We start from the raw sequence: 21,813 nt of genomic DNA, 5'->3' as shown, positions 1-21,813 counted from the left end.
GATCATGGATCGATTGCTACTCTCGGCCTTTGTCGCACTCTTCACCTCTACCGCTGGTGGCGCCCAGGCTGGTGAGCTCACCGGCCGAGTGGTCGCCAAGGACCCGGAACGGCCCGCCATCGTGTGGATCAAGGGGGTGTCCGGCGAACCTGTTCCTCGGCAGAACACGGTCATCCGTCACCTCAAGGGCGGAAGCTTCGAGCCAGAGCTGAGCGTTGGATTCGTCGGCAACGCGTTCGTCTTTCGCAACGAAGACGACACGCTCCACACCACCCACCTGTACCTTCACCTGGCGGGGCACGAGGAAGTCTCCGGCCGGCCGCTGGTCAACGGCGCGACGGTCTACAACATCGCGCTGCCACGAACCGGAATGGAGGTCGAGCGTCCGATTCTCGCCTATCATGCCTACCGGGACGCGACCGGCCCGATCGAGGTGAAGTGCAACCTGCATCCCGACGAGAAAGCCGATCTGCTGGTTTTCGGTCATCCGTACGCCACCTTGACGGGAGAGCACGGCGAATTCACCATCCGGAACGTCCCCGCCGGACGACATGACGTCTGGGTCTGGCATGGCGGAACCGCCAGGAAGGGAACGACGGTCGAATTCACCGATGGTGGGTCGGTCGAGGAGATCATCAAGATCGAGGCCCTCGAGTGAAGCCGGTCCGGCACTTCCCCTTCGGTCGGGGGGCCGTGCCACTGCTCCTGGTGCTGACCTGGCTCGGCGGAGCGGTGTTGAGCGCGGCCCAGGAACTGCCCAAGTTCCAGCTTCACAACTGGGACGGCGGGGCGGTGTCGAACGACTCTCTCGAGGGTGCGACGACCATCGTGGCCTTTACCTACGCCAAGTGCGTCTTCGCCTGCCCGATGATCACCTTTCAGCTCCGCGACCTGGACCGAAAGCTCGATAGCCCACCGGGCATCCGGTACCTTCACATCTCGGTCAACCCGGCCGAAGACACCGCCGAAGAGATCCTGCTTCATTTCGGCAAGCACAAGATCGATCCACGCGAGGATCAAAGATGGATGTTCGTCAACGGGCCACCGGACGGCTTGGCTGAGATGCTGGCGGAGCTGGGGATCGAGGTGAGGCGAATACCGGTCGAGGGCGGCTACCTCATAAAGCACACTATCCTAGTGCTCGTCGTCGGGCCTGACGGAACAACCCTCGAGAGCTTCGAGACCTACAACTGGGACCAAGAGGAGCTGCTGAGTGTCCTACACACTGCCTCCGCGCTGGGCTGACCGATTCAGCCGCAGATCTTTCCTGCGACTCGCCGGCGGCGGCGCGGCGGGGCTGGCTCTCGGCGGCCTCGGTGCCAGCGGCGGACGGCCCGCCTTAGCCGGGCCACTCCCCATCTCGCAGCTCAGTCGAATGGTCTTCGACGTCAGCTACCGGACTCGGGTGATGGATCTGCCCAGCGACGCGGAGGAGGTGCACGTTTGGATGCCCCTGCCACCCTCCGACTACGCCCAGAAGATCAGCGACTTTTCGCTGACTTGTCCGCTGCCCTTCGAGATCACCCGGGACGAGATCTACGGCAATCGGATGGCCCATATCGTGAGCGAGCCCAGACCGTTCGAGGTCGAGGCTCGCTACCGCGTCACCAGGGAGCGGGTCGGCGCCGAGCAACTGGTGCTCGCTCCCGAATCGGCTGAAAAGTATCTGACGCTGACGCCACGGGTGCGAGTCACCAGCGAAGTCGAGAGTTTTGCCCACACCACCATTGGAGAAAGCCGGGAACCGAGAGAGATCGGTCAGCGAGCCTTCGACGCCATCGTGGATCTGCTCTCCTACGACAAGACGATCCCGGGCTGCGGCACCGGAGATACCGCCTGGGTGATGCGCCATAAGCGGGGCAAGTGCGACGACTACCATGCGCTCTTCATGGCGGTGATGATCTCCCGCGACGTCCCGGTGCGCTGGGAGCAGGGTTTTCCGCTCGCCGCCCCGAGCGGCGATCAGGAGCAGGCCGGCTCGCTGGCCGGAGACTGCACAGGCGCGCACTGCTGGGCCAGCTTCTACGCTCCGCCGCAGGGTTGGATCCCGGTCGACATTTCCGAGGCCGACAAGGCGGAAGCCGGAGGCGACTTCTTTTTCGGTCAGCTGTCGCCGAACCGTTTCAAGGTCTCCGAAGGGCGCCAGGTGACGCTCAATCCGGCCCAGGGTGGTGATCCCCTCAACACCTTCGCGTTCGCGTATGCCGAAGCCGACGGCATCCCGCTCATCTACGGCGCCAACTACGAGAACGAGATCAAGTACTGGATCAGAGAGGTGGAGCAGGGGTGAGGCCCGCGCCGCTTCACGCGGTATTCCTGGCGCTGTTTCTCCTGCTGACTTCGGACGGCGGAGCGCTGGACGCGGAGCAGGTGGCCGAGGAGGGCCAGCCTCCGCCCTTGTTCTCGCTGCCCGATGAGAACGGCGTCGTGCACAACCTGGAGAGTTTTCTGGGGACTCCCACGGTGCTCTATTTCACGCACAACATGTGTCACTACTGCACCCAGATCATCGGGTTCCTGAAGCGCACCCGACCCCTCTACAGCGAAGAAGAGCTGGCGATCGTCACCATCAACGTCTGGGCCGATGGGGAGAAGCTGATCCGGCGCTACAAGGAGCAGTTCGGATTGCCCTTCCCGATGCTCGCCGGCAAGAATCCACAGCTCCTGCGCGACTATGAAGTCAACTACGTTCCCATCGTCGTGTTCCTCGATCGGGACGGTCGGATCCACCGTATCTTCCATCACTACATCCTGGCGGCGGACTTCGATAGGAGCGTGAAAGAGATCGTCGAGGGCGCCCAGGCGCAGCTGCCGAACGAATGAAGAGGGCGGGAGCCAGGATGGATCGCCGGAGCCTGGGAAAGGGCCTTGGCGAAATGGCGGCTCTCGGCTTCTTGGCGCTTCTCGCGATCGGATGCGGCGACAGCGGCCCTTCGGCAGAGCGGATCGCTGCCGGACGGGAGCTCTATCTGACGACTTGTGCCGTCTGCCACGGCCCCGACGCCAAAGGAATAATGACGCTGGGCAAGGACCTGCACGACAACGAGTTCGTCAAGAGCCTGAGCGATGACGAGTTGGTCGCTTTCCTCGCCGAAGGCCGGCCGGCCACGCACCCGCTCAACCAGCGCCACGTCGCCATGCCTCCCCGAGGCGGCAACCCGTCGCTTTCCGACGAGGAACTGGGCTTGATCGCAGACTATCTGAGGTCGATCCAGCCGGGATCGCTCTAGAGCGCGCCGTCAGGCCGCGAGACGACCGTGGCGAGCGGCTCACCGAGTCTGAGCGCTAGCGATGATTGGTGGAGCCGATCAGGATCGAACCGACGACCTCTTGAATGCCATTCATCGGTTCGTGGTTTGCTGGAGTCTGTTCTGGTTTGATTTTGTACCTTTTCTCTTGGTTCTATTGGCCACGGTTTGTTGTGGTTTGAGCCGTGGTGATTGCTATATGATTGCCGAAGAATGCGCAAGCGAATCACCAAGCGCTCGGTCGATGCGCTCCGCGCTGGTGCCCGTCCAGTCTTCCTATGGGACACCGATGTCACCGGCTTCGGCTGCAAGGCCACGCCTGCCGGCAAGAAGGTGTTCATTTTCCAGTACCGGAGAAAAGGCCAGGACCCGAAGACCGCACCGAGACGTATCACGCTCGGCAAGTACGGCGAGATCACCCCCGATCGGGCTCAGGCCATCGCCGCGAATCTCCGCCTTGAGGTCAAGGCCGGCGGCGATCCGGCCGCTGCTTGGAGACCCGGGGAGTCTCCGACCGTCTCGGACCTCGCCGAGCGCTTCCTCCAGGAGTACCTCCCCACCAAGAAGCGCCCGCCCCGAGATTCGACGATCCGCTACTACGAGACCCTCTTCCGCTGCCATGTGCTGCCCGAGCTCGGTGCCGTGCCCGTTGGAACTGTGACGCCCACGGACGTCGAGAAGCTCCACGCAGCGATGCGGTCAACCCCCTACGTCGCCAACCGGACCCTATCGCTTCTGCAGCAGGCCTTCGACCAAGCCGAGCGCTGGGGATGGCGGCCCCAGCACACGAATCCAGCGCTACACATCGATCGATATCCGGAAGAGCGCCGTGGTGCGAAAAAGGAGGTCATGCTCGATGCCGAGCAGATGGCCGAGCTCCTGAAGGCCATTGAAGCCGAAGAGCAGGCCGGCGGCAACCCCACCGCCTGCGCCGCCATCCGAGTCGTCTTCTGGACCGGCTGGCGGATCGGTGAAGTACTGCGGCTCGAGTGGGAAAACCTCGACATGGAAGGCGGCGTCGCCAAGCTACTGAAAACCAAGGCTGCGGAAGAGGAGTACAGGCAGCTCCCGACCGAGGCGCTCGCGGTCCTTGAGCAGTTATCTCAAGAAGCCCACTCCCGATGGGTGTTCCCCGGTCGCAACCCAGAGGAGCACCTCGAGAGCGTCCGGAAGCCCTGGTCGAAGATCCGCAAGCGCGCCGGCCTTGACCATCTCGATGGCCTTGGACCGCTCCGCCTCCACGACCTGCGGCACAATGTCGTCAGCTGGGATGTCTCTCGAGGGGTTCCTCTCGAGATCGCCGGCAAGAACGTCGGCCACCGCTCCCGGCGCTCCACCGAGGTCTACGCCCACTTCGCGCCGGATGCCCTCAAGCGAGCCGCCGACGATCGTACACGAGCGATGCGGACGGCTGTTGAGGCGAGCACCCACGGCGGAGACACCCGATCCGAATGACATCATCCCCCTGACAAGCCGGGTAGAGCTCATGCCAGCTGCGGCGACCCGATTCCGTCTTTCTCGGGTGAGTGGAGACGGTTGCAACCGCAGCGAGTGCCCGCGTCTATCGCGCGCGCCGTCCCGAGCGTACAGTTCTCTACCGGGCTCTCGCCCATCACTTTGAGTGCTCCCTCCGTGTATATGCCGACCGTTTCAGCCCCACCCACGGCTATCTGCGTGGTTGCGTCGAACCAGCCGTTCACCGCTACCTCGATTGCGGCATCTTCGACCAGGGCGTGGCCCGAGTGCGCTGTCCGGATTGCCGGCACGAGTTCCTCGTCACCTTCTCTTGCAAGCTCCGGGGCTTGTGACCCAGCTGCCACCAGAAGCGTGAGCTTCTGTGGGCGGACTGGGCCGAGCAGGAACTGCTCGAAGACGTCTCCCACCGCCAGGTGGTGTTCACAATCCCCAAGCGGCTTCGAGCCTTCTTCCGTTACCACCGCAAGCTCCTGGGAGAGCTGGCAGGAAACGCGCCGTCGTGCCCGCCTCCCAGAGGTCACCGACGCCGACGGCGAGACGAGATCGATCGAACTCTCTCATCCCGACATGCCTTGCCTCTCTCAGACGCCCAGGTTACCTCCCAAGTGACACATCAACAACGCCTCGTCCGTGCGGGCAGATGGAATCCTGTCGTCTGTTTGCCGAACGGGACGCACCCCGGGGCCTCTCCTTTCATTCGATAACAATTCACCTAGTACCCTCAAGATTCGATTGTGCAAGGATGGATCTCAGCCCGAGAGCATGAACCAGCAACCGAGTAGAGATTTCCGGTGGTGACGCCTCAGCCCTTCTTCGAGATTCGCCATGTGGTCGGCTTCGAGGAGACCAATCTGGTTGGCAACGTCTACTATGTCAACCACTTCAGCTGGCAGGGGCGTTGCCGGGAGATGTTCCTGCGCGAGCACTGCCCAGGGCTTCTCGAAGAACTGAACGACGACCTGGTTCTTGTCACGACCCGATGCGCCTGCGACTACTTCGGGCAGCTCTCCGCATTCGACGAGGTTGCGATCCGCATGCGGCTGGCGGAGATGGCGCAGAACCGGATCACCATGCGCTTCGAGTATTTCCGCCAAGGCGAGAGAGCCGAGGAGTTGGTCGCCCGCGGCGAGCAGCAGATAGCTTGCATGCGGCGACAGGACGGAGGCATCGTACCGACCCCGGTGCCCGCCGAGCTCAAGGCGGCTCTCGAACCCTTCTCGGCCGAATAGCGGCTGGTCGCATCTGAGAACCGCCGGCTTTGGGCATACGGTTATAGTCGGTGCCTTCATGACCCGGGCCTGCCGACTCCGCCTCGCCACGACCCTGGCCGTGACCGGGCTTTCGATACTGCCGGCTTGCCGGCAGGAGGTGGCCGAGGAATCCACAAGAGAGTTCGAGCGGGCGACAAGCCTGGGTCAGGCCCATTTCGAGAACCGCGACGCCCGCAGTGCCGTCGCGTCCTTCTCTCGTGCGACCGAGCTCGAGGCCGCGTCCGCGCCCGCCTGGCGCAACCTCGCCCGGGCCTACCTCCTGGCGCGCGACGAGGAGGCCGCCGAGGCGGCCCTGGAGCGCGCGGCCTCGATCACGCCGGAGGCGGCTTCCACCAGCTACCTCTTGGGCCTCACCCTTGCCCGCCGCTCGCGGTTCGAAGAAGCGCTGCCGCATCTCGAGGCAGCGGTCCGGCTCGATCCGCGTACGGCAGCCCTGCGCTTTCAGCTCGCCTCCGCCTACCAGGCCACCGGCAATCACGAGAACTCTACGGGACAGCTGCGCGAAACCCTGGCTCTGGACCCACTTCACGCCGGCGCTCACTACAAGCTCCTGGGGTACGCGCGGCGCGCCGACGACTCGGAAGCCCTGGCATTCCACCAGCACGAGCTGGAGCGCCTGCGCCGCCTCTTCGGCGACGAGAGCCGGACCCCCGAGGTGCTCGAGAAGTGCGTCCATACCCTGGCAGAAACCGGGCCGCGATCTTTCCGGCCAGTCGTCGAGCCGCTAGCGGTGCGTTTCCGCGATGTCACCGGCGAGACCTTCGACTCTGAAGCGGATCGCGTCGCCCTGGCCTCGACGGTGGCGGCGGCGGTGCTCGAAGTCGACCCGTCGGCAAGGGTGACGATCTTCACTGTCCAGAACGGTGGCGGTGCCAGCCTCCTCAGCGCCGATCGTGACGGGTGGGTCCGGAAGTCCATCGACCTCCCACCCTGGAACCTCGGAACCGGCGCAGAAGTGTGGGTGGCGGTCGGCGACTTCCACAACGTCGTTCCAGCGACGGTCCGGTACGACCCGGCGATCCACGCGGCCAACGACGTTCTCATCCTGCATCCCGAGGGCGCCCGCCTGTTACGCGCGACCGGCGGCAGCCGCTTCGAGGACATAACGGTCGCGGCCGGCCTCGGAAATCTTAAAGGGCATCAGGCGCGCTGGGTTGACTACGAGTATGACGGCGATCTCGACCTGGCGGTGGCGGCCGCCACGGGCGTCGAGCTCTGGCAAAACGACGGTGAGGGCCGGTTCGTCGAAGTGTCTGCCGCGGTCGGGATCGTCGACCCGGCTTCAGCGATCGACCTGGCCACCGCTGATCTTGACGGCAACCTCGGGGTCGATCTTGTTGTCGCCCATGGGCCTTTCCCGACCCGAGTGTTCGAGAACCAGCGCGCCGGCGAGTTCCGCGGGCTCCCAGTGCCACCCGGCCCCTGGCCAGAGGCCCGAGTGGTGCTGGCCGACGACGTCGACAACGACGGCCACGTCGACTCGATTCTCATCCATCGCACCGGTGTGACGATCATGCCCGGTGCGGGAGCAGGACGCGTGCATCTCGAGCTCCCGGACCTAGAGCCCGAGACCGCCGCGCTCGTCGACATCGACAATGACGGCTGGCTGGATCTTCTGGTGGGTGGTTTGACGGTAGGACATACGGACGCGGCCGGGACCGGCGGCTTTCGTCTCTGGCGCAACATGGGCTCTGGAGCCTGGCGAGACGTGACCGCGGAGACCGGACTCGATGCTCGAACCGGCCGTGTACTTCAAGTTGCCCGTGTCGACTTCGATGCCGATGGCGACACGGATCTCCTGGCGACGACCGAGGCCGGCTTGAGGCTCTGGCAGAACGACGGCGGCAATCGCAATCGTCAGCTCAAGATTCGGCTCCAGGGCACCAAGACGAACCCCGCGGGTCTCGACGCCCGTCTCGAGCTCCGACAGGGCGCCTTTCGCGTCAGCCGAGTCGTGAGCACTCTGCCGATCGAGATCGGCATCGGTCAACGAGACGCGCTCGACGCGGTCCGAGTGGTCTGGACGAACGGCATCGTCGACAATCAGATCGATCCGGCACTGAACGGGGGCGTTGTGACCGTGGTCGAGAAAAACGTCGCCACCGGCTCTTGTCCGTTTCTCTACGCTTGGGACGGCGAGCGCTTTCGTTTCGTCACCGACGTGCTCGGCAACTCACCGGTCGGACTGTCGATCATGAGAGGCGTCCCGCTCGATGCTGACCCCGACGAACTCGTGTGGATCGGTCCCGAATCAGAACTCGAGCCTCGAGACGGCGCCTTCATCCTGCAGGTGACCGAAGAGATGCGCGAGGTTCTCTACCTCGACCAGGCACGTCTGGTGGCGGTCGATCACGATCGAGACGTGGAGGTTCATTCGATCGACAAGCTGATGCCGGCTCCTTTCCCCCCGTCCGAGCTCCACGCACTGACCGGTCTCCGGACGGCAGTCAGCGCCCTGGGAAGCGACGGCGTCGATCGGACCTCCGAGCTGGCGGAGCTGGACGGAGTGTTCGCTCCCTCGGGAGTTCCCCTACCGCCACCCTGGAGAGGCACGACCCGGCCCCTGGCCCTCGACCTCGACTTTGGCAACCTCGACACCGAACGCCCGCTGGTGCTGGCTCTCACCGGATGGCTCCAGTACGGCGACGCCAGCACCAACATCGCTCTTTCCCAGGGATCGCCCGCCAAGGTCATCCCGCCGCGGCTGGAAGCCGAGACCGCCAGCGGCTGGAGATCTCTGGATGTCATTGTCGGCATGCCCGCAGGTAAGACCAAGACCATTCTGGTGGACCTCGAGGGCAAGCTGCCGCCTGGAAGCCGGCGCCTCAGGCTCGCGACCAGCTTCGAGATCCGCTGGGACCGGATCGCCCTGGGCGAGCACCTGCCGGCGACGGCCTTCACACGTCACAACGCTACTCCGGTAGCGGCTTCGCTCGCCTGGCGGGGTTTCTCGGAGATCCGCTCGCGCCGGGCCAACCATCCCACGACCCCCGACTTCGAGGCGGTCTCGGACCACCCCCCCTGGCGCCACGCGCTCGAGGGTTGGGCCACTCGCTACGGTGACGTCCTCGATCTCGTCCGCGAGCGCGACGGTCGTCTGGCGATTGTCGGCGGCGGCGATGCGGTCGAGCTGGCCTTCCCCGCTGACGCCTTTCCTCCCCCGGTCGACGACCGCGTTCGGACATTCTTCTTCTTCTCGGTGGGCTGGGACAAGGACGGCGATCACAACGTCATCGACGGCGACAAGATCGGTCCCTTCCCGGAGGCCTCCTCGGCCGATTCCGATTGGCGCCTCGACTACAACACTCGCTGGAGACCGCGAGACCTGTTCGCCGAAGGCTCGAAGCCTTCAAGATAGACCGTCGAAGAACGAGACGTCGGTATCGATCGGCTGCTCGAGACTGCGCTTCTCGAGAACGTAGTCGAGCAGCTTCTCGTCTTCGGCAATACCCAGGTGCTCCAAAAGCCCGGCGGCTCCGGGAAAACGCTCGAGCCCGCGCCGCCAGCTGCTGCGAGCCTCTTCGAAGCGTCCGGCCTTGGCGTAGGCCTGGCCCAGGGCCAGCCAGGTGCGCAGGTGCCAGGGCTTCACCAGGCCCGAGCGCTCCTGAAGCTCGGCGCAGCGCTCGAGGTCGCGGGCGGCGGCATCCGAATGTCGTAGCGCCCGCGGCCAATGCAGGTGGTTCATCCCCCTCGAGTAGAGCGCGAGCCACGAATCGGGATCTTCGTCCAGAACCGAGTCCAAACGGTCGAGGCCCTTCTTGGCGAGGCTGCCTTTGCAGACCACCGCGGCAAGGCCACCACAGGTCGGGATCTTGTCGACATACGCCAGAGACAGCTCGATCCGTGCCTCCGGATCTGCACCTTCGGATGCCAGCCGCTCGAGGAACGCGAGTGCCCGATCGTGCCTGTCATAGGTCGAGGCCCGGAGCCGGTAGGCGCCGGCCAGGGCGTGGTCGAGCGGCGGCGGCGACCTCAATCGTCCTTCCATTTGGGACAGCCGCCGCTCGAGCTCGGCGGGCTCGATTTCGGGCGGTGCCGGACGCTCTGGCGGCAGGGGCGGAATCCAACTCGGAGTCTCCGGAGCGATGCGCGAGTCCTCGGTATAGCGAGCCGGGTCCTGCCGAGCGGTGAGCAATCGGTTGGTCGCCACGTCCTCCCAGTACTGGCGACCGCCGTCCGGCCACCGAACCTCGATCAGATCGACTCGCTCGACCGGGCCGAGGCCGAAGTGCAAACGGGGCTCACTCTGGCCTGCGTAACCATTGCCGCCTTCACGCTCGCGCACCTGGAGGCCCTCCGAGGTTGCCAGGGTGACTCGCGTGCCTAGGCCGTCCCGATTGACCCCGGTCGCCGGATCGACCTCGAGGGCGATCTCGAGCCAACGTTTCTGCGTCGGGGCCTCGTTGCGATAGAGATGCGGAGCAGCTCCCTGGTTGGCGATCGCTAGATCGAGATCGCCATCGTTGTCGTAGTCGATAACGGCAATGCCGCGGCCGTCGCGGGTACTGTCCAGCCCTACGGCTCGAGACTGCTCATCAAAGGAGTCCAAGCCGTCGTTGCGCCACATCCGCATTCGCTCGTAGCCCGAGAACGAGCGGTCGCCGATCGGCGGCCAGTTGCGGGAGTTGGTCGGATCGTCGCCGACCACCGTCCACGACGCCAGGTCGTACCAGTAGCTTTCTTCGCCGGCGGAGATGAAACCGTTCACCGACGCGATGTCGAGGTCGCCGTCGTTGTCGTAGTCCAGGAACTTGGCGCCCCAGGCCCAGCCGCCGTCGTAGGCGCCGGCCTCGAGGGAAACGTCGGTCAGACGGAGCACGCCCTCGTCTCCCGGCCCACGGTTGTACCAGAGCATGTTGCCTTCCTGCAGGTACTCGGCGGTGGTGATGTTGGTGACGTAGACATCAAGCCAGCCGTCGTTGTTGAAGTCGCCGAAATCGGCGTTCATGCCCTTCTTCGTGTCATAGCCCAGTGCCGTATCGGAGACGTTTCGAAAAACGCCACCGGGGCCACCGAGAAAGAGCTGGTCGGGACCGAAATCGTCGGCGCAGTAGAGATCCGGCCAACCATCGCCATCCAGATCTCCCGCGCCGACCGCCAGGGTCCAACCCGCGTCGTCGAGCGCCAGTTCACCGGCGACCTCACGAAACGTCCCGTCGCCCAGCTGCCGGTAGAGGAAGTTGCCGCCGCCGTTGCGCGACCTCTCAAAACTATCGTGCATGATGCGAGTGTCTGCCAGGTTCCAGAGATCGACCGGCTTGAAGTAGTTGCCGACGTAGATGTCCAGACGCCCATCGCGGTCGTAGTCGAGAAAGATCGCCGCGTTGCCGTTGGCCCAGTCGAGACCGGGCGCGCCGTCGGTACGCTGAAAGAGCTCATCACTGACCTCGTTGAAGGTCCCGTCACCCCGATTGTGAAACAAAGCGTCGCGCCCCCAGCGTACGAGATAGAGGTCGGCCCAACCGTCGTTGTCGTAGTCGCCCCAGACGGCGTCCATGCTGGTGCCGGCTTCGCCGTTCACGTCGGCCAGGCCCGCCGGCCGCGCCTCCTCGGAAAACGTGCCGTCACCGTTGTTTCGATAGAGATAGTTCGGCTCGTCTTTGCGAGAGTTGGTGAAATAGAGATCGATCCAGCCGTCGTTGTTGTAGTCACCGGCGGCCACGGCCGCGCCGACGCTCGCCATCCAGGACATGATGTTGTCGAGCTTGGGATCGAGGATCGGCTTCAGGTGCGAGTGGTTGATGCCTGCCTCGCGGGCTACGTCTTCGTAGACCTTCGACCTCTCCTTCGACGTCTCCTGGTTGCGAGGAAAGCAACCGGCTCCGCCGGTGACGACAAGCAGGCCTGTCAGCACGATCGAGAAGGCACCAGGAGCTCGGGCCACAGCAGCTTTCGTTTTGTGCACTCTCGGCATGCTTGCGTCGCCACTGCGCTGAACCGCGGACGCCTCTTTGAGAGTCTACGGCGTGGACGCCATCGTCTCAAGCGTTCCGATTCCAGCGCGGGTCGTCTCAAGAAATCAGGTAGGCTATTGTATGGGCCCCCGAAGCTGGAGACCCCGAGACGGAGAAGGCTACGGATGGGAAAACGTGGGCCGGAAACGGCTGAAGTTCTCACCATGGTGTGAGGCGGACTAGATGGATCAAGGTGCAGCCATCGCTATCGTCGGTCTCGGCTGCCGATACCCGGATGCGACAACGCCGCAGGAGCTGTGGGAAAACGTCCTCAGCCAGCGCCGCTCCTTTCGCCGCCTGCCCACCGAGCGGCTGCGGCTCGAGGACTACTTCTCGCCCGACGGCAGCGACCCGGATTCGATCTCCACGACCGAGGCGGCCCTGATCGAGGGCTACGCGTTCGATCGAGTTCGCTTCCGGGTGAGCAACGATACCGTCCGCGCCGTCGACACGGTTCACTGGCTGGCTCTCGATGTGGCCGCTACGGCTCTGGAGGACGCGGGCTTTGGGGACGGCGAAGGCTTGCCAAAGGAGGACACGGGCGTTCTGGTGGGAAACACGCTCACCGGCGAGTTCTCCCGCTCCTCAACCTTGCGCTTGCGTTGGCCTTTTGTGCGGCGACAACTGGCGGCCGAGCTCGCGGCCGAGAGCTGGAGCTCGGAGCGTCGCGCTAACTTCCTGGACCGGCTCGAAGCGAGCTACAAGCAGTCCTTTCCTGAACCCACCGAGGAGTCTCTGGCAGGCGGCCTGTCCAACACCATCGGCGGTCGGATTTGTAACCACTTTGACCTCGGCGGCGGCGGATACACCGTAGACGGTGCTTGTGCTTCGTCGCTGCTGGCGGTCGCCAACGCGTGCTCGGCCCTGGTCGCGGGCGACCTCCGAGTGGCACTGGCGGGCGGTGTCGATCTGAGCTTGGACCCCTTCGAGCTGGTCGGTTTCAGCCGAATGGGCGCGCTGGCCACCAAAGGCATGCGCGTCTACGATCGACGGCCGACTGGCTTTCTGCCCGGCGAAGGCTGCGGTTTTCTCGTGCTCATGCCTCTGGAAGCCGCGGTTGCCGAACAGCGCCGCGTCCACGCCGTTATTCGCGGCTGGGGAATCTCCTCTGACGGCGCCGGCGGTATCACACGACCGGAGCTCGAAGGACAGCTGCAAGCGCTGCGCCGCGCCTACAGGCGCGCGGGATTCGGAATCGGGTCGGTGGCACTCTTCGAGGGCCACGGCACCGGAACCGCTGTCGGCGATGCCGTCGAGCTGGCGACACTCAACCGGGCACGGCGGGAGGGCGCGGATAGCGGAGCCAGGGAGGCCGCGGCGATCGGCTCGATCAAGGCCAACATCGGCCACACCAAGGCCGCGGCCGGCGTCGCCGGTCTGATCAAGGCCACCATGGCGCTGCACCACCAGCGGCTGCCGCCGACGACTGGCTGCGAAGAACCTCACGATGAGCTGACCGGCCCCGGCTCCTCCCTGCGGGCGCTCGAGCGCCCGCAGCTCTGGCCCGACAAAGCTCCACTCAGAGCCGGCGTAAGCGCCATGGGCTTCGGCGGCATCAACACCCACCTGGTGCTGGAGGGCGTCGGGGACCGCCGACCACCGCGCTTCACCGCCGCCGAGCTTGACCAGGGTCGCACCCCGCAAGACTGTGAAGTTCTGCTGCTCGCCAGCGCCGACGAGAACGAGCTGGCCCAGCGCATCGAACAGCTCGACAAACTCGCTCCCCGACTGTCCCGCGCCGAGGTCGCCGATCTCGCCGCTCATCTGGCGCGGACCCTGCCTGTCGACCAACCGCTGCGGGCGGCGGTGGTAGCCGCAAGTCCGACAGCCCTTGGCCGCAGTCTGACCGTGCTTCGGAAATGGCTGGCTGGTGGCGGAGCGAATCACAACCGGCCTCTGCTGGACCGTGGCAATAGGGTCTTTGCCGGACGAGCCGGAGAAACTCCACGCCTGGCCTTTCTCTTTCCGGGCCAGGCATCGCCGAGCCACTTGGGAGGCGGCATCTGGCGGCGCCGTTTCGCGGCGGTCAACGGGCTCTACAACCGGGCCGAGCTCGGTGAGGCGGGCGCAAAGGAGGACACGGCGCTCGCCCAACCGGCGATCGTCACGGCCTCGTGGGCGGCACTCGGAGTCCTCTCGGCGCTCGGAATTGAAGCCGAGTTCGCTGTCGGTCACAGCCTGGGTGAACTCGTGGCGCTGGCCTGGGCCGGAGCGTTCGACGGCCGAGCGTTGCTACGCATCGCCGGCGAGCGGGGCCGGGCGATGAGCGAGTTGGGCGAAGCTGATGGCGGCATGGCCGGCATCGCGGCCGACGCCGAAGCGGTTGCGGATCTGATCGCCACCCTCGACTCCGAGCCCGTGGTCATCGCCGGTCATAATGGCCCACGGCAGACCGCTATCTCGGGTCCGAACTCGGGTCTCGAGGCGGCACTGCGCGAGGCTAGGCTCCGCGGTTGGAAAGCGACCCGGCTTCCGGTCTCCCATGCCTTCCATTCACCGATGCTGGCCGCGGCGAAGCCCCGCCTGGCTGAGGTTCTTGCCAGGGAGAACGTGGTCGAGCTACGGCCGGACCGACGTGTCAGCTCGACCATTACCGGCACTTGGCTGGGATCGGAGGAGCCTCTTCGCGAACTACTCGTTGAGCAGCTGACAGCGCCGGTGCGATTCGTCAGTGCTCTCGAAAGGCTGGCGGCTGAGGCCGACTTCTTTCTCGAAGTCGGCCCCGGGGAGGTGCTCAGCGGCCTGGCGAACCAGGTCGTCGAAGGCCCGGTGATGGCACTCAACGCTGGCGGCCAGTCCCTCGACGGCTTGCTCCAGACCGTCGGGGCATTGTTCGCGCTCGGTGCGCAATTGAACACCGACGCTCTGTTCAGCGACCGGTTTACCCGGCCGATGGATCCAGAACGCGCGCTTCGATTCCTGGCCAATCCTTGTGAGCTCGCCCCGCTCGACCAACGCGCCCCCAGTGTTCCGACAGCTCCCGCCGACTCGACACGCCCAAAGCAAGAAGCCCTCGCTACTCCGCCTATGAGTGCTCCCAAAGGTGAGGCTTCGCCGCGAACCGTGGTCGAACGGCTGATTGCCGCGCGCACACAATTGCCGCCCGAGGCCTTCTCCCTGGCCAGTCGGCTGTTGACGGAGTTGCATTTGAGCTCGATCGCCGTGGGCGAGCTACTCACCGAGGCGGCCCGGGAGCTGAACCTGCCGCCACCCGTAGCACCCACCGAGTACGCCAACGCCAGCGTCGGAGAAATCATCGGAACCCTGGAAGAGCTCAAGGCCTCGGGCGCCTGGTCGCACGAAACCGAAGTGGCTCTCCCCACCGGCGCCGGTTCCTGGGTAAGGGCCTTTGCCCTTGAGCTCCGCGAGAGACCTACCCAGCAACGACCGTCGGGACCGAAGGAATCCGAGTCTCGGGGTTCCTGGCAGGTTTTCGCTCCTGACGGATACAAGCTCGGACAGGCGGTCAGGAACAAGCTCCTCTCGCACGACGGTGGCGGCATCGTCGCCCTGGTGCCGCCGCGTGGAGTGCGCGAGAACCTCGGCCTTCTCATGGCCGCAGTCCGAGCAGCACTCGCCGCACGCCCAGAGCACCGCACCTCACAACCGTTCGTTCTGATCGAGCAGCGCAGTGGCACGACCGCCATCGCGCGCACGTTGCATTTGGAAGCGCCCGAGATGCCGGTCGTGGTCATCGACCTGCCGGAGCAAGCCGATGTGGACACCTGGGCTTCTCGGGTCATCGACGAGATCACTTCTTTCGTAGCCGGCTTCACCGAAGTCCATTTCGATGCGGAAGGCCGCTGTTTCCGCCCGGTTCTGAACTTGCTGCCAGCGAGTTTCCGTGCGAGTCCGGCGGCCGAGCCGCCGCTTACCCCAGGTGAGGTGCTGCTCGTCACCGGAGGCGGCAAGGGGATCGCGGCCGAGTGTGCGCTCTCGTTGGCGCGCAAGCACGGCGTCACCCTGGCGTTGCTCGGTCGCTCGCGCCCCGACCGCGACCCGGAGCTCGAACGCAACCTCGAGCGCCTGAAGGACAACAGAGTCCGGTTCGGCTACTACCAGGCCGACGTAACCGAGCCCCGCGCCGTGCGAGCCGCGGTCCGACAAGCGCAGGCGGAACTCGGTGACATCGCGGGCCTGCTGCACGGCGCCGGGACCAATACCCCGAGGCTGTTGAGCACTCTCGGCGAGGACGATCTGCGAGAGACCCTGGCACCGAAGCTCGAGGGCTTCGAGAATCTGATAGCAGCTCTGGACGCCGGCGGTCTCAAACTCCTGATCGGCTTCGGCTCCCTGATCGCGCGTGTGGGCATGGCCGGTGAAGCGGACTACGGGTTGGCCAACGAGCAACTGCGCCGGGCCATCGAGGACTTCGCCGCGGACCATCCCGGTTGCCGGAGCCTGTGTATCGAATGGTCCGTCTGGTCGGCGGTCGGGATGGGAGAGCGCCTCGGCCGCATCGAGGCACTCGGGCGCCTGGGCGTCGACGCCATCACTCCCGAAGACGGATTGGCGATGCTCGACTGGCTCCTCGCTCGACCGACTCCCGTGTCGGTCGTGGCCACCGGCCGATTCGGCAAGGCGCCGACGCTCGAGCTCCAGAGCCGGGACCTGCCTCTGCTGCGCTTTCTAGAGCGGCCCCGGGTCCACTATCCCGGTGTCGAGCTGGTCGCCGACTGCACCATCTCTCGCGACACCGATCTGTACCTCGACGACCATGTCCTCGACGGGGAGACATTGTTTCCAGCGGTGATGGCGCTCGAAGCCATGGCCCAGGGTGCCGCCGCCTTGCGTGCCGGCAGTCCGTCGCCGGTCTTCCGGCGCGTCCGCTTCGACCGCCCGATCGTGGTGCCCGCGGGCGAAACCCTGACTCTCCGCCTGGCGGCTCTGGTCCGGCGCTCCGGCGAGATCGACCTGGCTTTGCGCTGCGATCGCACGGCCTTTCAGATCGATCACTTCCGCGCCACCTGCGAAGCCGTTTCCAGTGACGACGCGGCCACCGACGACGCCCACTTGTGGTCCTCGCGCGTGCCCGAGGTACCCCCCGTCACCGAGCCGTGCGGCTTGAGACCGATGACCGATCTCTATGGAAGTGTCCTGTTTCAGGGCGGCCGATTCAGGCGACTACACAGTTACAGCAAGCTCCGCGCTCGGGCATGTCAGGCCAGAATAAGCGCCTCGGAGGAAGATCCGTGGTTCGGCCCGTTCCTGCCGTCCGAGCTGGTGCTCGGCGATCCAGGAGCCCGCGACGCGTTCATCCACGCCATCCAGGCCTGCATCCCGCACGCCCGCGTTCTGCCGGTAGCGGTCGAGCGACTGCGTACCGGAAGGAGCCACGCACACGAGTTTCACGTGAGCGCGCACGAGCGCTCACACGACGGAGATCGGCTCGTCTATGACCTCGAAGTCTGCGATTCGGGTGGCGAGCTCGTCGAGCGCTGGGACGGACTCGAGCTTCGCACGATGCGTGGGGCGAGCGCTCGACCCTCGCTCGCCGCTTCGCTGTGGGGGCCCTACCTCGAGCGCCGCCTGGCAGAGCTTCTTCCAGATGCCGCATTGGCGATCGCGGTCGACCGAAACGGCAGCGGAGACCGGCCACGGTCCACGGATCGCGTCATCGCGGCGGCCCTCGAGGAGGCAGGCCCGATCCATCGTCGCTCCGACGGCAAGCCCGAGGTCGTGAACGGTCCTTGTGTCTCGGTGGCTCATACTTCCGACCTGACCCTGGTTGTTGCCGGTGCGCGCGGCTGCGACATCGAAGTGCTCTCACCCCGACCGGAGAGCGTTTGGCATGATCTGCTGGGAGACGAGCGCACGGAGCTGTCCCGACTCCTGGCACGCAAAGGCGGTGAGGATCTGGATTGCGCCGCAACCCGCGTCTGGACCGCAATGGAATGCCTGAAGAAGGCCGGTCGATCTCTCGCATCCCCTCTGTTGCTCGAAAGCATCACAGCCGATGGCTGGGCGGTACTGTCGTCCGGGGACTATCGAACCGCGAGCGTCCTTCTGCCGCGGCCGGACTGCAGCCAGCGCTATGCCCTGAGCGTGATGGTCAAATCGGTCACGGCCTGAAGGCTGTCCAGTGACGAGACGACTCCTGCGGCGCTGGCTGTCTATCCCCCTCGAGGAAGTCGGCTTCGACAAGCGCGGCTTTCGGGGCGGAGACGGTGGGGTGCGCGCCCATCTGGAAAAGGTCGGCTGCTCCTTTCTGAATGGTTATCACGAGGCCCTGACCGATCTCGAGCCCGAGCTCCTCGCCGACCGTCTGGCGGAGGTCTCCCCGCGCTACCGTGGCTTCGCATTTGAAGGGGCCGCAATGGCCATGACGCTCTTCGATGCCTTGACGCCGGGGCGGCCGCGCCGACTCGACGACTTCCTCTCCGGCGCAGGTAGTGCCCACGTCTACATGGCTCACGTCGGCGCCGGTTGGGCCATCGCAAGGCTTCCCCTGGGCATGAACAGAATCCTGCGGAGGCTCGACCCGCTCCTGCGTTGGCTGGCACTCGATGGCTACGGCTTTCACCAAGGCTATTTCCACTGGCGCTCGGCGGCCGAGGGCCGGCGCAGAAGGCCCCGTCGGATCACTGGATACGGGCAGCGCGCCTTTGATCAAGGTCTAGGCCGCAGCCTGTGGTTCATCGATGGAGCCGAGGTCGATCGGATCGCGGCGACCATCGCGCGGTTTCCTGAAGCCCGTCGCTCCGATCTGTGGAGTGGTGTGGGTCTGGCCTGTACCTACGCGGGAGGGGTCGACGAGACGGCGGTCCAAGATCTTGTCAACCTCGCTGCCGGTTTCCATCCCGAGCTCGCCCAGGGAGCCGCCTTCGCCGCCGAGGCGCGGCGCCGGGCCGGCTGTCTGACCGAGCACACTGAGCTTGCCTGCAGGTTCTTGTGTGGTCACTCGGCTTTCGAGGCCGCCGAGGTCGCCACCGAGGGCCGGCGCAATCTGCCCGTCGATGGCGAGCTCCCCGTCTATGAGCACTGGCGAAGAAAGGTCCAGTCGAGCTTTGGCACCAGCGGGCTCGCTCCCGCTTAGGCCGCCGAGGCGATTACAGCCAGCTCAGGAGGCCGGCACGGCGCGCCTGGTCAGCAGCGCCGGCACCAGGAAGACCGTAGCGACGAAACAGCCCAGGACGCTCGCCATCAGCAGGCCGCCGAGACGGCCGTTGGCGGGAACCCGCGACAATACGAGAACGCCGAAGCCCAACCCGACCGCCAGAGCGTCGATGAGAATCGCGGGTCCCGTGACCGAGAGGGCGGTGGCGATGGCGCCCTGGTTGGCACCGGTCCGGCTGGCGACCCGCCGGTGTCGAGCCAGCAGGTGGATGGCGAAATCGACGCCGACCCCCAGCGTCATACCAGCGAACATCGAGGTCGCGACCCCAAGGGGGATATCGAGCCAGCCCATCACTGCAAAATTGACGGCGACCGCGAAGGCGGGCGGCACAACGCAATAGAGTCCATGGCGGAGCGAGCGGCCCAGAAGAGCCGCAACGATGAGAATTCCCACCAGGGAAAGCAGCAGTGAACGGACCTGGGTGGTGACGACCGCTCCGATGAGGGCCTGGCTGACCACCGTGTCACCGGCGAAGGAGAGCCGAAGGCCATGCGGTCTCAGGTATTCCTGCTCGTAGCTACGAACCTCTCGTAGAATCCGCTCGGTGTCGCGGTAGTTGGCGTCCTCGAGATAGACGGTCACCAATCCCTGGCTGAATCCGGTATCGACCAGTTGGCCGAGGCGCTCGCTCCCTCTGATGGCACCATAGTTACGCCACCTATTGAGCGCGTCCCGAGGAGTCCCGGGCAGGCGACGCGAGTCCTCGGCCTCGGGTCGCAACATGAAACCGACCGTCTCGAGATAGCGCGCCGGTCCCAGGACCCCCCCCACTCCGCTCATGCCGGAGACATAGCTCTCCAGAGCCGCGATTCGTCTCAGCGTGGCAGGCACCACAAGCGGCTTGCAGGAGAGTTCGAAGCCGATCTCGTCACCTTCCGCGGGGCGCGGCCAAAATCTCGCTGAGCCGCCGGTCCGTGGCATGGTGAGCCTGAGCTGGCCGTTAGCCTCCACGGCGCGATCGATCCAAGTGGTCCACTCTCGTAACTCGCCGCGGCGGTTCGCCCTGGCTCCCGCCTCGCCTGGCAGCTCGAAAAGACCGAGCCAGCAACCCTCCAGCCTTTCGGGGTGGTCGTGGCTGATCGGGAGTCGGACGTCGAACGCGTCCAGCGCTTCCGACGGGATCTTCCCTTCGACCTCCGTCGCCTCCGCTTCGACCCCGATCCGAAGCAGGTGCGAGCCCAAGAACTCTCGATCGAAGGACCGAGTGGCGCGAGCGAAACCACCGTCGGCTGCAAATCCGTCGATCCAGCTGTCCTGCACTTCGAGCCGGCGCACGCCGTCCGCCGTGACCACCAAGATCACGCCCGCTATGGCAAAGACGGCGAGTCGTCGCCTCACGGCGAAGCCAGCCAGACGCTCGAAAGCGCTGATTGCCGGAGCCACCGGATCTACCGACGCCTTCGTTCTTCCGGTGCGTGCCAGACGGGCCGGCCCGAGTAGAACCAGTAGAGCCGGAATGACGGTCAGCGAAAAAATCATGCAGACCAGGACGCCAATGGCTGTGAACACGCCGAAGGCCCGCACCGGTGCTAGCGGCGAAGCGGCAAAGGCGAGAAAAGCGACCGCGGTGGTGATCGATGTGTTGATCACCGGCGGTGCCATTTCGTCTAAGGCCACACCGACCAAGTCTCGGTGAGCAGCGTCCGTTCGGGTCGAGCCGGGATCTAGATCAAGGTACCGGCGGAAGATATGGATCTCGTCGGCCGCGCCCACCGCTGCCAGGATCACCGGTAACACAGAGGTGGTGAGGTAGACGGGCACACCGAGCCAGCCCATCAGTCCGAAGAGAAACACCAGACAGATTCCAATCTCGATCAGTGGCAGGAGGGCCGCCACCGCGCGACGGAAGGCGAGGAGAAAGACCAGACCCATGACCGCCACCGCCACCGGCACCATGCCCGGCCGGAAGGATCGCGTGACTGCCGCGTCGGAGCCCCGCGTATCGCCCCAAGCTCTCGCTCCAAGGAGCCCCTCGGGTACGCCCAAATCCGCCAGGATATGGTGTCCCAGCAGCGCTTCGGCCACCGGAGCGCCTAGTACCGCAACGGTCTCGCCGGTTTCCGGTGCGGCCCCTGTCGCCGCCGCGAGCCGGCGAATCTTGCTCACGAGCTCCGCGCGATTCGCCTCGGGCGGCGTACCCAAAAGGACGGCCGTGCTCTTGCTGTCGCTCGACACCAGGATTCCGTCGTAAATCTGGATCCGCGAAATATCCGAGCGCAGCTCGTTCAGCGCCGTGGCCGTCTCGGGCAGGGGCTCGAGAAGGCGCCGCAGCTTTAGTGTCCCGGCCCGATGGCGGAACCCCAGCTCGGTCGCAAGGCTCGCTATGTCGAAAGGTCGTACACCATCGAGCTCCGACAGGGCCTCGGTCAGCGCGCCGACCCGGCGCAGAGTGTCGGTATTGAACACCCCTTGCGGATGATCTGTCTGGAGGACCACCGCGATCGGATCCCGGATGTCGAAGGCCCGCCGCACTTCCCGATCGGTCTCTATCTCGGGCGCTCCGACGGGAACCAGGGTTCGGCCGTCGGTTCGGAGCTCGAGCTGGAAAAGACCCGGAGCCGCGGCGGCAGTGATCGTCGCCCCTATCAGGAGCGCGCGCCAGGGGCACGCGATCGAAGCCTGGGTGAAGCGGCGGCCTAATCGCATTCGAACGGCGGCTGGAAGCCTCAGCGTTGGGGTTGCTGGACCAAGAGCTCGTACTCGAAGGCGCGACGATAGGTCGGGGGCACGCCCCATCCTCCCACAAG

13 protein-coding genes are annotated in these 21,813 nt (G+C 65.4%); 11 read left to right on the top strand and 2 right to left on the bottom strand.

Annotated features, from left to right (window positions below; genetic code table 11):
• The first annotated feature begins 4 nt into the window (after window positions 1-4).
• The 9 genes from GY769_09755 to GY769_09715 all read left to right on the top strand — a co-directional run bounded on the left by GY769_09755 (window position 5) and on the right by GY769_09715 (window position 9,353).
• Entirely contained in the window at window positions 5-658 is a 654-nt protein-coding gene (locus GY769_09755) for a hypothetical protein (protein MCP4202207.1), read from the top strand.
• On the top strand, window positions 655-1,245 hold the full coding sequence (locus tag GY769_09750) for an SCO family protein (GenBank protein ID MCP4202206.1): 591 nt from the start codon (window positions 655-657) through the stop codon (window positions 1,243-1,245). Before GY769_09755 ends, GY769_09750 begins: the two co-directional genes overlap by 4 nt.
• Entirely contained in the window at window positions 1,214-2,290 is a 1,077-nt protein-coding gene (locus tag GY769_09745; GenBank protein ID MCP4202205.1) for a transglutaminase domain-containing protein, read from the top strand. Before GY769_09750 ends, GY769_09745 begins: the two co-directional genes overlap by 32 nt.
• Entirely contained in the window at window positions 2,287-2,823 is a 537-nt protein-coding gene (locus tag GY769_09740) for a TlpA family protein disulfide reductase (protein ID MCP4202204.1), read from the top strand. The genes GY769_09745 and GY769_09740 overlap by 4 nt, the downstream gene beginning before the upstream one ends.
• A gap of 17 nt (window positions 2,824-2,840) precedes the next feature.
• Window positions 2,841-3,230, top strand: a complete 390-nt coding sequence (locus GY769_09735; protein ID MCP4202203.1) for a cytochrome c — start codon at window positions 2,841-2,843, stop codon at window positions 3,228-3,230.
• Window positions 3,231-3,461: 231 nt separating this feature from the next.
• Complete coding sequence (locus tag GY769_09730) at window positions 3,462-4,703, top strand: tyrosine-type recombinase/integrase (GenBank protein ID MCP4202202.1); 1,242 nt, start codon at window positions 3,462-3,464, stop codon at window positions 4,701-4,703.
• Between the two features lie 71 nt (window positions 4,704-4,774).
• Window positions 4,775-5,056, top strand: coding sequence for a hypothetical protein (locus tag GY769_09725; protein ID MCP4202201.1), 282 nt, complete (start codon window positions 4,775-4,777; stop codon window positions 5,054-5,056).
• Window positions 5,057-5,518: 462 nt separating this feature from the next.
• Window positions 5,519-5,953: an acyl-CoA thioesterase gene (locus GY769_09720; protein ID MCP4202200.1), complete on the top strand. Its 435-nt coding sequence runs from the start codon at window positions 5,519-5,521 to the stop codon at window positions 5,951-5,953.
• 58 nt (window positions 5,954-6,011) lie between these two features.
• On the top strand, window positions 6,012-9,353 hold the full coding sequence (locus tag GY769_09715; protein MCP4202199.1) for a tetratricopeptide repeat protein: 3,342 nt from the start codon (window positions 6,012-6,014) through the stop codon (window positions 9,351-9,353).
• On the opposite strand, the gene GY769_09710 is transcribed toward GY769_09715, so the two are convergent.
• Window positions 9,345-11,900: a tetratricopeptide repeat protein gene (locus tag GY769_09710; protein ID MCP4202198.1), complete on the bottom strand. Its 2,556-nt coding sequence runs from the start codon at window positions 11,898-11,900 to the stop codon at window positions 9,345-9,347. The genes GY769_09715 and GY769_09710 overlap by 9 nt on opposite strands.
• Before the next feature lie 232 nt (window positions 11,901-12,132).
• On the opposite strand from GY769_09710, the gene GY769_09705 reads away from it, so the two are divergent.
• Window positions 12,133-18,021, top strand: coding sequence for an SDR family NAD(P)-dependent oxidoreductase (locus tag GY769_09705; protein MCP4202197.1), 5,889 nt, complete (start codon window positions 12,133-12,135; stop codon window positions 18,019-18,021).
• A gap of 25 nt (window positions 18,022-18,046) precedes the next feature.
• Window positions 18,047-18,985, top strand: a complete 939-nt coding sequence (locus GY769_09700) for a DUF1702 family protein (GenBank protein MCP4202196.1) — start codon at window positions 18,047-18,049, stop codon at window positions 18,983-18,985.
• 24 nt (window positions 18,986-19,009) lie between these two features.
• Here the strand turns inward: GY769_09700 and GY769_09695 are convergent, their stop codons facing one another.
• Window positions 19,010-21,712 carry an MMPL family transporter gene (locus GY769_09695; protein MCP4202195.1) on the bottom strand — a complete coding sequence of 901 codons (2,703 nt, stop codon included), beginning with the start codon at window positions 21,710-21,712 and terminating at the stop codon, window positions 19,010-19,012.
• Window positions 21,713-21,813 lie beyond the last annotated feature (101 nt).

It is taken from the genome of bacterium (genome assembly GCA_024224155.1).
GTDB lineage: Bacteria > Acidobacteriota > Thermoanaerobaculia > Multivoradales > JAHEKO01 > CALZIK01.
The sequence above is the reverse complement of the archived record's forward strand: the minus strand, read 5'-3'. Positions and strand labels throughout refer to the sequence as shown.